This window comes from Methanomicrobia archaeon, from assembly GCA_011049045.1.
Lineage (GTDB): Archaea > Halobacteriota > Syntropharchaeia > Alkanophagales > Methanospirareceae > JACGMN01.
On record DSCO01000022.1, the window covers coordinates 12,621 to 27,231 of the forward strand.

The following is a 14,611-nucleotide window of genomic DNA, read 5'->3' on the forward strand; positions in this document are numbered from 1 at the left end:
TTTGCCCTTCGCTTCGCCTGCCGGGTTCTTCTACCCATCGAGCTACGCTTTCGCCCGGTAGTTCGGATGGTACTTCTTGATGATGTGCTCGTCGATTCGCTTCAGCTCGCCTTCGGGCAGTGTGGAAAGCAAGTCCCAGCCCAGGTCAAGCGTCTCTTCGATGCTCCGGTCCTCGTTCCTGCTCTGTGTCACGAACCGTTTCTCAAATTCGTCCGCGAACTCCAGGAACCGCCGATCACGCGTCGTCAACGCTTCCTCACCGACGACCGCAACGAGATCTCGCATGTCTCGCCCTTCCGCATAGCCCGCGTAGAGCTGGTTAGACACGCCCGAGTGATCATCACGCGTTCGCCCCTCGCCGATACCCTCGTTCATCAGCCTCGAGAGTGAGGGCAGCACATCCACGGGCGGATAAATACCGCGTCGGTGCAGGTTGCGCGAGAGCACGAACTGACCCTCAGTAATATACCCGGTCAGATCGGGGATCGGGTGCGTGATATCGTCATCCGGCATGCTCAGGATCGGGATCTGGGTGATCGAGCCCTTGCGACCTCTGATTCGCCCTGCGCGCTCGTAATTCGTTGAGAGGTCGGTGTACATGTAGCCCGGATACCCGCGCCGGCCCGGCACCTCCTCGCGTGCCGCAGAGATCTCGCGCAGCGCCTCACAGTAGTTCGTCATGTCCGTGAGAATAACGAGGATGTGCATGTCGTATTCATACGCGAGGAATTCCGCGGTGGTCAGGGCCATACGGGGTGTGATCGTCCGCTCGATTGCCGGGTCGTCTGCGAGGTTGAGGAACGCCACGATCCGCTCGATCGCACCGGTGCGCTCGAAATCCTGCATGAAGAACGAGGCTTCCTCGTGCGTGATACCCATGGCGGCAAATACCACGGAGAACGGCTCGCTCGTCGTCAGCACCTTCGCCTGGCGCGCGATCTGCGCAGCCAGTGCATTATGCGGCATGCCCGCGCCGGAGAAGATCGGCAGCTTCTGCCCGCGCACGAGCGTGTTCATCCCGTCGATCGTCGAGATCCCTGTCTGGATGAACTCACGCGGGTAATCTCGGGTCGTGGGATTGATGGAAGCGCCGATGACCGAGAGCCGCTCTTCAGGAATGACCTCCGGCCCGCCATCCCGTGGCCGGCCCAGCCCATCAAAGAACCGACCCACCATGTCTTGCGAGACGCTCACCCGCATGATGTCTCCGGTGAATCGTACCCGCGTCTTTGCGGTGTCGATCCCGGACGTGCCTTCGAAGACCTGCACCACGGCGAGCCCCGTGCTCGATTCCAGGACCTGTCCCATCTTCTCTTCACCGGTGGGCGTAACGATCCGCACGACCTCGCCGTAGGAAACGCCCTCAACGTTCTCGACCACAATCAACGGCCCTGCCGCTTCTCGTATCGTTGTATATTCACGTGCAGAGGTATCTATCGCCATGTCATTTCCTCCTTATTTATAGCCTGCTTCTGGCCGCTCGCTCACGCAGCCTCAGCCTCCCGCATCTTGACCGCTTCAAATTCACCCTTCATGTCGCGCATGAGCGTATCGTAGGTCGTCCGGAACTGGTCACTCGGGATATATTTCATGCGCGCTATCGCGTCCTTGATCTTCATCCCCTCGATCTTCTCGATCCCGATTCCGGCCTCGATCAGCTCGTTCGTGAAGCTGTACCAGCGCAGTACGATCTTGGCCATCAAATACTGCTTCTCAAGGGAGCAGAACGAATCGATATCATGGTACGCGTTCTGCTGCAGGAAATCCTCACGGATCATTCGGGCGACCTCCAGCGTCCCCCGCTCGCGGGGCGGTAACGCGTCCGCACCGACGAGCTGCACGATCTCCTGCAGCTCCGATTCCTTCTGCAGCAGCGCCATCATCTCCTCCTGCTGCTCCATGAAATCGGGTGTCTCCGGCTTGTTGTACCAGGTACGGAGTTCATTGAGATAGAGTGAATAGCTCCTGAGCCAGCTGATCGCCGGGAAGTGCCGCCGATCTGCCAGCGTGGAATCAAGCGCCCAGAAAACGCCGACCACCCGCAGCGTGTTCTGCGTCACCGGCTCTGAGAAGTCACCACCCGGTGGCGAGACCGCACCGACAACAGTAACCGAGCCAATACGGTTCTCAGCACGCGAGCAGAGCGTCCTGACGCGGCCTGCGCGCTCGTAGAAATCGGCCAGGCGTGTCGCCAGATACGCAGGATACCCTTCCTCACCCGGCATCTCTTCCAACCGGCCAGAGATCTCGCGCAGTGCCTCTGCCCAGCGTGAGGTCGAATCAGCTTGAATCGCGGCATCATAGCCCATATCGCGATAGTACTCGGCGAGCGTAATGCCGGTATAAATCGACGCTTCGCGCGCAGCCACGGGCATGTTCGAGGTGTTCGCAATGAGCGTAGACCGCTCCATCAGCTTCTCACCGCTGTAAGGATCGATCAGCTTCGGGAAGTCCTCGAGTACCTCGGTCATCTCGTTCCCGCGCTCGCCGCAGCCGATATACACAATCACCTGCGCGTCTGCCCAGCGAGCCAGCTGATGCTGCATAACCGTCTTGCCAGTCCCGAACCCGCCGGGAATCGCACCCGTGCCGCCCTTCGCGATCGGGAAGAAGGTATCATTGATCCGCTGCCCGGTCAATAAGGGCACCTCGGGGTCCAGCTTCTCCTTATACGGTCGCCCCTTTCGCACCGGCCACTTCTGCAGCATGCTCAACTCCACGTCCTCACCCTCGGTCTGGATTCGCGCAATCACCTGATCAACCGTGAACTCACCCGCTTTCAACTCCACCAATTTGCCCTTCACACGCGGCGGCACGAGTATCTTATGCGTGATGACCTTCGTCTCCGGCACCGCGCCCAGGATATCGCCACCAACGACTTCTGCGCCTTCCGCCATGCTCGGCGTGAACTGCCACTTCCGCTCGCGATCGAGTGAATCGACCGTGATACCGCGTGTGATGTAATCGCCCGCCTTCTTCGCTATTTCCTCCAACGGACGCTGCACGCCATCATAAAAATTCTTCAAAATACCCGGACCAAGTTCAACCGATAACGGTGACTTGGTCCTGATGACCGGTTCACCGGGCTTCAAACCCGTGGTATCCTCATAAACTTGAATATAAGCGCGGGCGCCATCCAAGCGAATCGTCTCGCCCATCAAGCCCTCCTCGCCCACCTTAATCACTTCGTACATCTCGCAGCCGCGCATCTTATCACCAATAACCAGCGGACCTGCAATCCGATCTATCACTCCCTCTTCGCCCATCTTCTCCTTCTCCTTTTCTGCGCTACACTACACTACTTCGGCTCGCCTCAACAAAAAGGGTTACTATAGTCTCTCCTTGTACCGCAGGGAACGGCAGGTAGAAAAAGGTACGCAGAAGTATTAATACTATACCGTGACTGACTGCGGAAGCTCGATCACCTGCGGTGCTCAGCAGGGTGCCTGGCATGTAGAAACTACTTTCCGCCGTTGGAGCGGGAAGGCACGGGTTATATAAAGCCCCTCGGCATGAGGTATGTATAAGTATAACGATACGGAGGTCTGAAACACATGGTGAAAACATCTCTGGGGCTGGAAGAGAATGTCGCGGGCGCGCTCTGCTATATTCTGGGCTGGATCAGCGGTATTGTCTTCTTCCTGCTGGAGAAAGAGAACCGATTCGTGCGATTTCACGCGATGCAATCGGTTGCGACGTTTCTACCGCTGACCCTCATTATCTGGATTATACCGGCGCTCTTCTTATGGGTTCCCGTCGTCAGCTGGGCGCTCTTATCCCTTATCAGGATCCTGATCCTGATACTGTGGCTGGTCTTGATGATCAAGGCCTATCAGGGAGAGCGATACAAGTTACCGATCGTTGGCGATTTCGCAGAGAAGCAAATCTGATTCACGGTGGCGCGCAAAGGGCATAATCAGTACGTGCTCTGTACGTCGTTGGTGTCAGCGATCCTTTTCATGGTCTTCATCAACGACGGCAGTGCTGACCCCGGCGGAGACGGTGGCGCGGCACGGCCAACCACTCCGGCTGAGACGATAAGAGCTGCGGAAACAGGCGAAGAGGGAGAAACACCGGAGAGCGTAGTCACTGCTGCTCTCCCGCCCGTTTGGTTTTAGCTTCTTCTTTCTCTTTTCCCGCTCACTTCATACAGCTATTACAGGTACTGCCGAAGGCGCGGATCAAAAGTATTATTATGCCGCTCTTCTTTCTTGATATGGTAGCTTGCACTATCATTCATTCGGAGTCCACTATGCAGAACCCTCTGGAGCGACCGGTCCTGGTTACGTCCGCATTGCCCTATGTTAATGGCTACTGTCACATCGGGCATCTGAGGACCTATGTCCCCGCGGACATCTATGTACGCATGCTCAGGAAGTTGGGTGCAGACGTAACGTTTATCAGCGGGTCTGATACCCACGGTACGCCCATCGTTCTGAGCGCAGAGGCGCAGGGCATCACACCCGAGGAGGTCGTTGCGAAGTATCATGAGCATTTCCGGTCGGTCTTCACCGAGCTTCATATCGGGTTCGACTATTACGGGCAGACGGATTCAGCCACGAACCATCAACGCACCCTGGACATCGTTACGCGGTTGATTGATAACGGGTACGTGTACCTGGAAACGGTCAAGCAGGCGTATTGCAGTAGCTGCGGGCGATTCTTGCCCGATCGTTATGTGGAAGGAACGTGCCCGTACTGCGGCGAGAGCGCACGCGGCGACGAGTGTGACCAGGGCTGTGGCAAGCATCTGGAGCCCGGTGAGATCTTAGAGCCGCATTGCAAGATCTGCGGCTGTGCAGCGGCTTTCAAGGATCAGGAGCATTACTACTTCAAGCTCTCATCCTTTAAGGCGTTTCTTCTCGGCTATCTGGAAAACCTGGATGGCACGCTGAACGCGCGGAACTATGCGCGTGAATGGGTGAAGAAGGAGCTGGCTGATTGGTGTATCACGCGGAACCTGGACTGGGGCGTGAAGTTCCCGGGCCGTGAGGATCTCGTGGTTTACGTCTGGGTCGACGCGCCGATCGGCTATATCGCCTTCACGGAAGAGCTGCTGAAGGCGCGTGATACGGGCGAGCACGCATGGGAACGGTACTGGAAGGAGCACGATGCGCGGATCGTGCATTTCATCGGCACGGACATCGTGTATCATCACTGCATCTTCTGGCCCGCGATGCTGAAAGGCGCGGGCTATTCCCTACCCGCTGCGGTCGTCGCCTCGGGCATGGTGACGATCAACGGCAAAGCGTTCTCGAAGACGCGCGGTAATGTCGTCTGGGTCTCCGAGTTCCTGGAGCGGTTCCATCCTGACACGCTGCGGTACTTTCTGGTGGCGCAGTCGAGCCACACCAAGGAGCTGGATTTCTCCTGGGAGTCATTCGCCTTGCGTGTGAACAAGGAGCTGGTAGCGATCCTCGGTAATCTGGTGAACCGTATTCTCTCATTTACGCACCGGAACTTCGGCGTTATACCCGCGGGCACTATCCGGGAAGAGGTCATCGAGGAGATCGAGAAGACGAAGCTGGAAGTGCTGCGTGCGCTGGAGGAGTACGAGTTCAAGAAGCTCGTAGACGCGGTAATGAAGCTCGCGGACTTTGGGAACAGCTATTTCCAGCGCGAGGAGCCCTGGCACTTGATCAAGACGGGCGATCAGGGTAGGGCGCGTGTGGGTGAGATCATCAAGAACGTATTGCAGCTCGTAAAAGCGATCTGCATCTTACTGGAGCCGGTGATGCCGGCGAAGATGGACGAGGTGTGGCAGCAGCTCGGCATGGCCGGTGATCTGCATGCGGTGCAACTGGATGAATTGACCGTGCCCGTGGAGAGCGGGAAGCAGGTGGCGAAGCCGAGGATATTGTTCGAGAAGGTGGAAGTCTAGCCTAGCCTAGCCTAGCCTAGCCTAGCCTAACCTAACGAACGCTGATCTTATCTTATTGGCGGGCGGGTATACTGTCTGGGCCCGAAATGCAGAGCATAAGTGCTCATTGCGTTACCGGAGCTGCTACCGTTTGGCTGAGCGCGAGCGCCCCCGTCGGGTACCGCTTCACGAGCGCATAGCAGCCTTTTATTACCGCCGACCTTATCATTCAGTATCCGGGGTAGGTAGAGGTGCACGCTTATGAAGATCTCCATGGATATTGAATTACAGGATATTCCGGGCCAGCTAGTCCGAGCCTTACAGCCCATTTCGGACTCCGGAGGGAATATCGTCAGCGTTGTGCATCACCATGATAAAATGACCCCCTCCGGACGCATACCGGTGCAGCTCGTTGTTGAGCTGGACGAGCAGCGATTAGAGCGGCTCGTTACTGCGCTCGTGGACCGTGGCGTGACCGTCGTACGAACCGGTGAGGAGCGGTTGAAGGAGTCCATGGTCGTGCTCCTCATCGGGCATATTGTTCATTCTGACCTTCGGGAAACGATCGACAGGATTGATCGCACGGGCTTTGCCGAGGTGGTCGCGCTCTCACTCTCTATGCCGAGTGTGCATGAGGAATCGTCCGCGTCCGTGACGATCAGCGCAATTGGAGAGCATGAGCTGCGGGAAGCATTGCACATTTTAGAGCGGACCGCGCGGGAGAAAGGGATCATGGTTATCGCACCTATTTAAGGTGCGTGCGTGGTGAGATGAGGGAATAGATGCTATGAGCATGCAGAGTAACGTGAAAACGGTACGGATCTCGATCATCGGCTTTGGCTACGTCGGTGCTGGATTAGCGGAGGTGATTCGGCGGAAGCGAGCGGAGCTAACGGGCACCTACGGTCTGGATTTGAGGATTGTCGGAATTGCGGATTTAAACGGCATTTTTATCGATGAGCACGGCCTTGACGAGTCCGATTTATTAAAGCTGCGGAGCGGAGCGAAGGAGTGGGAGCGCCCGGCGGGGATGACGACGCTCAAGCTCATCAAGGAGCTGGATCATGAGGTGATGGTCGAGACTACACCCACGAACGTTGAAACCGGCCAGCCAGGCCTGTTGCATATCAGTACTGCACTGGAGTCTGGCAGGCACGTGGTCACCTCGAATAAGGGGCCGCTCGCGCTGGAATACTCACGCCTCACGGATCTTGCGGCAGCACAGGCTCGCGCACTCAAATATGAAGCGACGGTCGGCGGCGCGATGCCGCTTATCTCGCTGATACGGGATAATCTTGCGGGAAACGGCGTGCTTTCGATCCAGGGCATTCTGAACGGCACGTGCAACTATATTCTCACCCGAATGGCCGAGGAGGGGCTGCCGTACGAGCATGTGCTCAAAGAGGCGCAGGAGCTTGGGTACGCTGAAGCGGACCCGTCGAGCGATGTTAAAGGGGTCGATACCGCGGTTAAGCTCGTCATCCTCGCCAATTCCGTCTTTGGCATGAATGCGACCTATAAGGACGTGGAGGTAACCGGGATCACGGCAATCACACCTGACGCGCTGAAGCTCGCGGATGATGCGGGCTATGTGATCAAACTGATTGGCGAGGTGGGACGAGCAGGTTGCTTGAAAGTGCGGCCGCGACTGGTGCCCAAGGACGATCCGCTCAACGTCAGTGGCACGCTGAACGTGGCTACGATCAAGACGGATCTCGCAGGCGATATCACGATCATTGGCAAAGGCGCGGGCCCGATAGAGGCAGCGAGTGCCATTCTCGCTGATATCATCAGCATCTACCGGTAAGATAGATCGCGGGTGGGCGCATCGCATACATATATCCATCCCGATCACCGCGCGCGCCCGTCAAGGACACGTACGTAGGTAGCATTGAGCAGTAAAGAGGAGTTGAGAGCCTCATGGTAAACGAAAAGGGCAGCATCGTGATTTCCCTCACCCCGTCGGAGTCGCGGCGGCTCATTGCGAAAGGGGTTGCGAATCTGGACGTGGTGCAGCGTGCACTGGAGCATGGCACGATCGTTATCGGACTGGGAACAACCAATGCGTACGTCGCCGAGGAGCTTTTGCGTTACGCGTCTGGAGCAGAGGCGGTGCTCGAGAAGCAGCGCTATGCGGCCGGTGTGATCACGGCTGAGGGCCTGTGCGTCGTACCGAAAGAAGCGCGAATACAGGAGATCATCCTGCGAAACGGCACGGTAAGCGGGGAACGTATCAGCGACGCGATCGAGACGCTAAGGGCAGATGACGTCTTCATCAAGGGCGCCAATGCGCTGGATGCGACGGGCACGGCGGGCATACTCATGGCCAATCGGTTAGGGGGCACGATCGGCGCGGCGCTCGGGTCCGTGATGGCGCGTGGCGTGCAGTTTATCATTCCCGTAGGGCTCGAGAAGACGATCCCCTATTCCATTGCCGATGCGGCGAAGCGTGTCGGGATCGACCGGTGCGCGAGCGCATTGGGCTGGCCGGTGGGCTTGATGCCCGTGCACGGCCGGGTGATCACCGAGCTGGATGCCTTGAAGATCCTGGGTGCGGACGATGCCTTTCCCATCGCTGCCGGTGGCATCAATGGTGGCGAAGGCTCCGTCGTTATCTGCTGCGAGGGTGATCCCGCAACACTGGACGCGGTGATGACGCTCGTGCGTCAACTCAAGGGTGAGGCACCGGTACGGGTGGTGAGCACGGACTGTCTGTAGCGGTAGACAGAGCGAGCTGAGAAATCTTATAAGCGCAAATACGCTACCATAAACTATGGATAAGCGGAATCGCCCTTCGATCTTCGACCTGGTCGAGCGGTATATGGAACGCGTGCTTGAGGAGATGAGCAAGCTGCCCGCGCCCACCGAAGAGGAGCTTGCGCGCATGATGAGACGGGGCCCACATGAGCTTGACGAGTGGTTCCGCGACCCCTTCGAAGAGATGCTGCGGGAGCTGGAGTCTGAGCGGCCGGAGGAGCTCCATAAACGTCACGGACCGTTCATTTACGGGTTCTCCTACACCCGGGAGCCGGGAAAGGAACCGGCCTTCAAGGAGTTTGGGAACAGTAAATCAGCTAACGGACGCTTGGAGCCCGCGTTGAACGGTGAGCGTGAGCCGCTGGTGGACGTCATTGAAGAGGCTGATGCGTACGAAATCGTGGCGGAATTGCCCGGTGTTGAGCGGGGGGAAATCAAGTTACACGCCACCGAGGATGCGCTTGAGATCAGAACGGTGGGTGAGGTGCACTTCTATAAGGAAGTCCCCTTCGAGACCTGTGTCAAGCCAGAGACCGCCACGGCGACCTACCGGAACGGGGTGCTCAGCGTCCGGATAGCGAAACGCGGTGACGCGAGGAAGAAGAAGACGCCGATCCCGCTCGAATAAGCCGCACCGTAGCAGGGGCCGTGACCGTGTGGTAACCACTCAAGATCGGCGGTAAATCCATCTCCTCACTTTACGGGTGCCGGCGACCCGAGGAGCATGAGGAGCTGCTCACGTAACGCATTCACCTGCCAGCTCGTTCGCTTTCGCGGACGCTCGATATCAACAGCGAGTACGTCGAGGATGCGGCCCGGCCGCGAAGACAGTACCACCACGCGATCCGCGAGATAGACCGCTTCGTCCACGCTGTGGGTCACGAACAGTATCGTCTTCTTCGTCCGTTTCCAGATCTCGAGCAGCTCTACCTGGAGCAAGTTCCGGGTCTGTGCGTCCACGGAGCCGAAGGGCTCGTCCATCAGTAAGATCGCGGGCTCGGTCGCTAACGCGCGCGCGATCGCGACACGCTGCTTCATGCCGCCGGAGAGCTGGGAGGGGAAGCTGTGCTCGAAGCCCGTGAGCCCTACGAGCTCGATGTAGCGCTCTGCAGTCCTCTTTATGTCGCGTTTGCCCTGTATCTTCAGCCCGAATTCCACATTCTTCAAGACCGTGCGCCAGGGAAAGAGCGAGAACTCCTGAAACACCATCCCCCTATCCGGCGAGGGGCCCAGCACCGGTTTTCCATCAAGAATGATCTCGCCGCTCGTCGGAGTGTCCAGACCCGCGATCATGCGCAGCAAGGTGGTTTTCCCGCAGCCTGAGGGCCCGACGATGCAGAGAAATTCGCTCGGCTTCACCTCGAGATTGATCTGCTCCAGTGCCTCGCGCGATCCGTTCTCCGCGTCAAAAGTCCGCGTTACGTTGCGCAGTACGAGCTGATGACCCATCTTACTTCACTATCCCCTTCTTCCATCTGAAGAGCCGCTCCTCCACGAAGTACCTGAACATGCGGTCCAAAACCAGTGCCAGGAGCCCCAGCACGAGCATGTATGCGATCACATAATCCATCTGGTGGAGGAAGTAAAATTTCTGGAATAGCCGGTAGCCCAGCCCGCTATCCCCCACACCGAACATCTCAGCCGCGACCACGCACATCCAGCCCACACCCATACCCACGCGGGTGCCGGTGGCGATCGAGGGAAGCGCGTAGGGCAAGGCGACATGGCGTATCAGTTTCCTGTCCCCGATACAGCCCAGGACCATACCGGTCTCTACGAGGACACGGGGCACGTCCCGGAAGCCCGAGTAGCTGTCAATGAGGATCGGGAAGAAGGCGCCGATGAAGATGATAAAACCGGCCGCATAATCGTTCAGCCCGATCCACACGATGGCCAGCGGTATCCATGCAAGCGGTGGGATGGGCCGCACGATCTCGATAATGGGGTCCACGGCCTTGAATACCGGCCGGAACCAGCCCATCGCGATCGCCAGTGGCAGTGCCAGCGCAAAGGCTAACGTCAGCCCGATAGCGAAATGGTAGAGGCTGGTGAGCAGATCGGGAACCAGGAGATTTCGGAGCGTATAAATGGCGCTCATAACGGCTGAGAAGCGCGGTAAGAATAACGGATCCTTGACGACGTATCCGGCGGTCACCTCCCAGAGGAGGAGAACCAGGATGAGCGGTAGCAGCGAGAGTCCGTTCTCGCGTATCACTGCCGTTAGCTTCATGCTCCGTCTATCTATCTCTAACGAGTCAGTTCGTCGTACAAGCGGGTATCGAAGATATCGGTCTCTCCGAGCACCGTCAGTCCCATGCCCTCGTAGCGCGCCCGGTTCAAGTCGAAAATGATGTCCGCGTAGGCGAGTGTCGAGTCCACCAGGAGGTGCGGGTCGTGCGTCCAGTGCATATCGCTGACGGCCAGCGAGTCTTTGATCGTCGCCACGTTTGCTCCCATCCACTTCGCGTAGATCTCCGCAGCCTCTTCGGGATGCGCGATCTCGTAGTCCGTCGCCCGGATATGCGTCGTGATGATCTGCGAGACGATCTCCGGATGATCGCGCAGCATCTTACCGCTCGCGACCAGGCAGCAGCAGGCGTGATCAGGCCACATCGTGCCGGACCACTCGACGATCACGCCGTTGCCCTCTGCCACAATGATCGTCGGCGTTGGACTCGGCAGGAATACCGCATCGACCGTTCTGGCACCGATCGCCGTAGCCGCGTCGCTTGGCCCCATTGCCTTCAGATCCACTTCAGTATTTGGATCTATCCCGTTATCCAAGAGCCATCTCGAGAGCACGGTATGCTGAATTGAGCCGGGCGGGAACGTCCCGATCCTCAGTCCCCGCAGCGATTCCGGGCCGGTGTAACTGTCCGCAAGCTCGGGACGGAGCACCAGTGCGGAGCCCTGGGTCTGAACGCCGGCGATGATCTTCGCATCCAGGCCCTCGTATATCGCTGAGATCGGCGGTGCGGCCCCGACATAGGCGAACTGGAGCTCGCCGGCGAGCATGGCGTGCATCTCCGGAGGTCCCGACGGGAACTCCTTCAGGACAACCTTGGTGATACCGAACTGAGCCAGGTCCTCTTCCCACCAGCCCTGCTCAGCCGCAACTAACGCGGCGATCTGATGCGTGCTCGGCTGATAGCCGATCGTGATGGTCGTGAGCTCTCCAGCTCGCCGATCAAGACAGCCGAGTACCATCACCGCCATTACAACCGCACCCAAGGCCAATAAGCATATCACAAATCTTCGTTCCACATCACTTCACTCCTACTTTTTTAATCTATGCCTCACTAACTACGTTCTTGCCCTTGCTTGTTAAGTGGACGGTTGGGTATTAAAAGCATTACTTTTTTGGGTACAAATCTACCCGTTTGTAGAATTAACCAGTAACGGTCGCCGTACCTGCGGGTGGAAATTACCTTAAACGGCACGACTGACTGAGCGCGGCCATGAAGCGCCGCTTCAGCGCCGGGGCCCCTAAGGGGATGTTTCCGACGTCGGCATTGCCGGGCTTAACGGTAACGTGGAGAAATCGCGGACCTCGAGTTTCGTATACCCCCTCCAGCAGGGATCGCAACTCTGCTTCTGTCGTTGCCCGCTGGACCGTCTCGATGCCCGCGCTGAACGCCATCAGGTCCATATCCATGTACGGTGCAGGTTGGTCGCCGGTGCTACCCCAGGTGCCATTATCCAGACACACAACGGTCAGATTCTCCAGCCGCAACTCGGCGATGAGCGGCAAAATGGTGCTCATCTGGAGACTGCCATTGCCATCCAGCACCAGCGTCTCCCGTCGTGTCTTCAACGCGACACCCAGCCCGATCGGAGAGGCCTGGCCCAGGCTGCCGAGCATGTAAAAATGCAACTCGCGATCTTTAGCAGCATACAGCTCCTTGCTCGGCACGCCTATGTTCGCAATCACCGCTTCTTCGCGCAGATACTCGGTGATTATGCGTATCGCCCCGTATCTGCTCAGCTCAGGCCTTCTCCGGTCGCGGGTATACTTAAGGACGCACGGCTTATCGTATTGCGGAACGGTAGTTACCGGTATCCGTTCATCAGGGTCCCAGGTCCGCGGCGAGATGAGCGCGATATGCGGGCGTTCATTCTCGAACGCGTCTTGAATAACAGCCTCTACTGATCCCAGCTGTGTGGCATCCTCTATGATCGTGTGTTTCAGATCCAGCGCAGCCAATAGTTTCGGCAGTGCAGTTCCCAGGGGAACCTGCGCCTCGATGCGCTCGTTGTACACACCGCGCCAGCTGGCCAGTATCGGTAACGGCAGCTCATACGTAACCGTGAGCGACATGAGGGCATTGAGTACTGTACCCAGGCCCGTGCTCTGGATGATCATGAGCGGCTTGCCACCTGCGAGATACGCGCCTGCCGAGATCCCAACGCCGTTCTCTTCACGGTTCAAGCCGACATGGCAGAGTGCTTGATCGTGCGCTACAAGCTGCAAAAGCGCACTGAATTTCTCACAGGGCAGCGTCGAGACCACGTCTATCTTGTTCCGCTTCACTATCTCCAGGACGGCGCGTGCGGGTTCGGGCATGGGTGCTCTTAGCGGTAATGAAACCTATAAGCGTCACTGCTATTGAGGCTTATGGCGGTAGTAGTAGGTATCCTGAATTCGAGTGCGCTTAGCTTTTCCTGGCATGTACGACGCTGCGAGCGAAGGGTGTTATGTTCTACAAAGCCCGAACAAACTCCCGGAGCTCTCTTTCTACGTCATCCAACCTCCATTCAGCGGGCTGGAGCGCCATCCGCTTTTCTATGTGATAGAGCGTGCAATCCTGCTTCACCCGTTTATAGCCGCCGCCGGTGATATTCAGCAAAATCCTGTCCTCCCGCTTGACCACACCCTCCGCAACAGCTTTCAGTAAGGATGCAACCGCCACGGCTGCTGCAGGATCCAGATCGATCCCCTCCTCAGCCTCGAATAACCGTTCCGCTTCCCGTGCCTCGGCGTTCGTTATTCCGTACGTCATCCCCGCAGTGTTCGAGAGCATATCATACACGCCACCGGTAATGGCATACGGCGGATTCCGCGTGGAGAGCACGTCCGCGTACAGCTGCCGAATCGCCTGCTCGGCATCTTTCATATCCAGTTCCGCGATGAGCTCCGCTCGACCAGCCTGCCAGGCACTGACCATAGGCGCGAACGGGAGATTCTGCGCGATCACGATCCTCGGCATTCGCGCACCAAAGCGGCCATCTACAATCAGCCGGTCGAACGCTTCCCACGCGGCGATCGCGCCCGCGCCACTGCCCACCGCCTGGAAATAAAACGCTGGCAGACCGCGCATCGCGAATGCGGCTTCGAGCTCGACCACGCCCATGCCGTCCCTTCGCGCTACGTTCTTCACACCGCCCTCCTCGACGAGTCCCTCCAACTTCGCTAGCTGCTTGCCGACGGCAATGGCATCTGAGTAATCGCCGTCCACCGCGATCAGGAAGATGTGCGCGTGGTTTCCTGTGGTCGTCCACATCCGCGTGAGGGAACTGCTTGGGACGACTGCGAGCACGGGCATGCCCGTTGCAGAAGAGACCGCAGCAAATGCTCGTGATGTATTCCCGGCTGAGGCCACAGTCACGATCTTCCCGCCCGCGCGCTCTTTCACACGCTGTACCGTCGGCAGCGCCTCCAACTCCTTGAACGTGCAGGTCTTCAGGTACGCCCCGCGCTCAGGCCAGTAGCCGCTGAAACTGATATATAACTCGTTCAAGCCGAGCTCCTGTCCGAAGGCCCCGCTTTTGTACGTAATCGGACTCGCATTCGTCGGTACCGCCTCGTCCACGGGCAGCCAGTCGATATAGTTGAACATCCCCAGCCCGGACCGTTTACGTATCTGCTTCCTGCGGTAAACCGTACGTAACAGCGACTCGTGACCTTCCGGGCACGTATTCGTATAGCGATCCACAACGACTTCGCCACCTGCCACACATTTCAACTGATATTTCTCTGCTTCCATGTTCAGTTCA

Annotated in this window: 13 protein-coding genes; 6 read left to right on the plus strand and 7 right to left on the minus strand. The window is 58.0% G+C overall.

The annotated features are described in order from the left end of the window. Positions 1-42: 42 nt before the first annotated feature. Both ENN68_01940 and ENN68_01945 read right to left on the minus strand, forming a co-directional pair. Positions 43-1,443 (minus strand): V-type ATP synthase subunit B, encoded by a 1,401-nt coding sequence (locus tag ENN68_01940; protein ID HDS44851.1) that lies wholly within the window; start codon positions 1,441-1,443, stop codon positions 43-45. Between the two features lie 41 nt (positions 1,444-1,484). After that, a complete protein-coding gene (locus ENN68_01945; GenBank protein HDS44852.1) occupies positions 1,485-3,266 on the minus strand; it encodes a V-type ATP synthase subunit A in 1,782 nt (593 codons plus the stop codon). A 288-nt stretch (positions 3,267-3,554) separates the two neighbouring features. Here ENN68_01945 and ENN68_01950 point away from each other — a divergent pair, with 288 nt between their 5' ends. The 6 genes from ENN68_01950 to ENN68_01975 all read left to right on the plus strand — a co-directional run bounded on the left by ENN68_01950 (position 3,555) and on the right by ENN68_01975 (position 9,245). Then, complete coding sequence (locus ENN68_01950) at positions 3,555-3,890, plus strand: DUF4870 domain-containing protein (GenBank protein HDS44853.1); 336 nt, start codon at positions 3,555-3,557, stop codon at positions 3,888-3,890. Positions 3,891-4,252: 362 nt separating this feature from the next. Then, entirely contained in the window at positions 4,253-5,881 is a 1,629-nt protein-coding gene (locus ENN68_01955) for a methionine--tRNA ligase (GenBank protein ID HDS44854.1), read from the plus strand. Between the two features lie 240 nt (positions 5,882-6,121). Then, a complete protein-coding gene (locus ENN68_01960) occupies positions 6,122-6,613 on the plus strand; it encodes an amino acid-binding protein (protein ID HDS44855.1) in 492 nt (163 codons plus the stop codon). 52 nt (positions 6,614-6,665) lie between these two features. Further along, entirely contained in the window at positions 6,666-7,667 is a 1,002-nt protein-coding gene (locus ENN68_01965; GenBank protein ID HDS44856.1) for a homoserine dehydrogenase, read from the plus strand. A gap of 113 nt (positions 7,668-7,780) precedes the next feature. Further along, complete coding sequence (locus ENN68_01970; protein ID HDS44857.1) at positions 7,781-8,578, plus strand: hypothetical protein; 798 nt, start codon at positions 7,781-7,783, stop codon at positions 8,576-8,578. A 55-nt stretch (positions 8,579-8,633) separates the two neighbouring features. Then, positions 8,634-9,245, plus strand: coding sequence for an Hsp20/alpha crystallin family protein (locus ENN68_01975; GenBank protein ID HDS44858.1), 612 nt, complete (start codon positions 8,634-8,636; stop codon positions 9,243-9,245). A gap of 65 nt (positions 9,246-9,310) precedes the next feature. Here the strand turns inward: ENN68_01975 and ENN68_01980 are convergent, their stop codons facing one another. The 5 genes from ENN68_01980 to ENN68_02000 all read right to left on the minus strand — a co-directional run bounded on the left by ENN68_01980 (position 9,311) and on the right by ENN68_02000 (position 14,601). Next, the gene (locus ENN68_01980; protein HDS44859.1) at positions 9,311-10,066 is read right to left on the minus strand and encodes an ABC transporter ATP-binding protein; all 756 of its coding nucleotides are present in this window, start codon (positions 10,064-10,066) and stop codon (positions 9,311-9,313) included. A gap of 1 nt (position 10,067) precedes the next feature. Beyond that, complete coding sequence (locus tag ENN68_01985) at positions 10,068-10,847, minus strand: ABC transporter permease (GenBank protein HDS44860.1); 780 nt, start codon at positions 10,845-10,847, stop codon at positions 10,068-10,070. A 17-nt stretch (positions 10,848-10,864) separates the two neighbouring features. After that, complete coding sequence (locus tag ENN68_01990) at positions 10,865-11,881, minus strand: ABC transporter substrate-binding protein (protein HDS44861.1); 1,017 nt, start codon at positions 11,879-11,881, stop codon at positions 10,865-10,867. A 160-nt stretch (positions 11,882-12,041) separates the two neighbouring features. Next, positions 12,042-13,181 (minus strand): sulfopyruvate decarboxylase subunit alpha, encoded by a 1,140-nt coding sequence (gene comD / locus ENN68_01995; protein ID HDS44862.1) that lies wholly within the window; start codon positions 13,179-13,181, stop codon positions 12,042-12,044. A gap of 136 nt (positions 13,182-13,317) precedes the next feature. After that, complete coding sequence (locus ENN68_02000; protein ID HDS44863.1) at positions 13,318-14,601, minus strand: cysteate synthase; 1,284 nt, start codon at positions 14,599-14,601, stop codon at positions 13,318-13,320. Between the last annotated feature and the right edge of the window lie 10 nt (positions 14,602-14,611).

Excerpts from the sequence above, each read along its gene's own strand:
- ENN68_01940 (HDS44851.1), bottom strand. The coding sequence starts at position 1,443 with ATGGCGATAGATACCTCTGCACGTGAATATACAACGATACGAGAAGCG.
- ENN68_01945 (HDS44852.1), bottom strand. The coding sequence starts at position 3,266 with ATGGGCGAAGAGGGAGTGATAGATCGGATTGCAGGTCCGCTGGTTATT.
- ENN68_01950 (HDS44853.1), top strand. The coding sequence starts at position 3,555 with ATGGTGAAAACATCTCTGGGGCTGGAAGAGAATGTCGCGGGCGCGCTC.
- ENN68_01955 (HDS44854.1), top strand. The coding sequence starts at position 4,253 with ATGCAGAACCCTCTGGAGCGACCGGTCCTGGTTACGTCCGCATTGCCC.
- ENN68_01960 (HDS44855.1), top strand. The coding sequence starts at position 6,122 with ATGAAGATCTCCATGGATATTGAATTACAGGATATTCCGGGCCAGCTA.
- ENN68_01970 (HDS44857.1), top strand. The coding sequence starts at position 7,781 with ATGGTAAACGAAAAGGGCAGCATCGTGATTTCCCTCACCCCGTCGGAG.
- ENN68_01975 (HDS44858.1), top strand. The coding sequence starts at position 8,634 with ATGGATAAGCGGAATCGCCCTTCGATCTTCGACCTGGTCGAGCGGTAT.
- ENN68_01980 (HDS44859.1), bottom strand. The coding sequence starts at position 10,066 with ATGGGTCATCAGCTCGTACTGCGCAACGTAACGCGGACTTTTGACGCG.
- ENN68_01985 (HDS44860.1), bottom strand. The coding sequence starts at position 10,847 with ATGAAGCTAACGGCAGTGATACGCGAGAACGGACTCTCGCTGCTACCG.
- comD (HDS44862.1), bottom strand. The coding sequence starts at position 13,181 with ATGCCCGAACCCGCACGCGCCGTCCTGGAGATAGTGAAGCGGAACAAG.
- ENN68_02000 (HDS44863.1), bottom strand. The coding sequence starts at position 14,601 with ATGGAAGCAGAGAAATATCAGTTGAAATGTGTGGCAGGTGGCGAAGTC.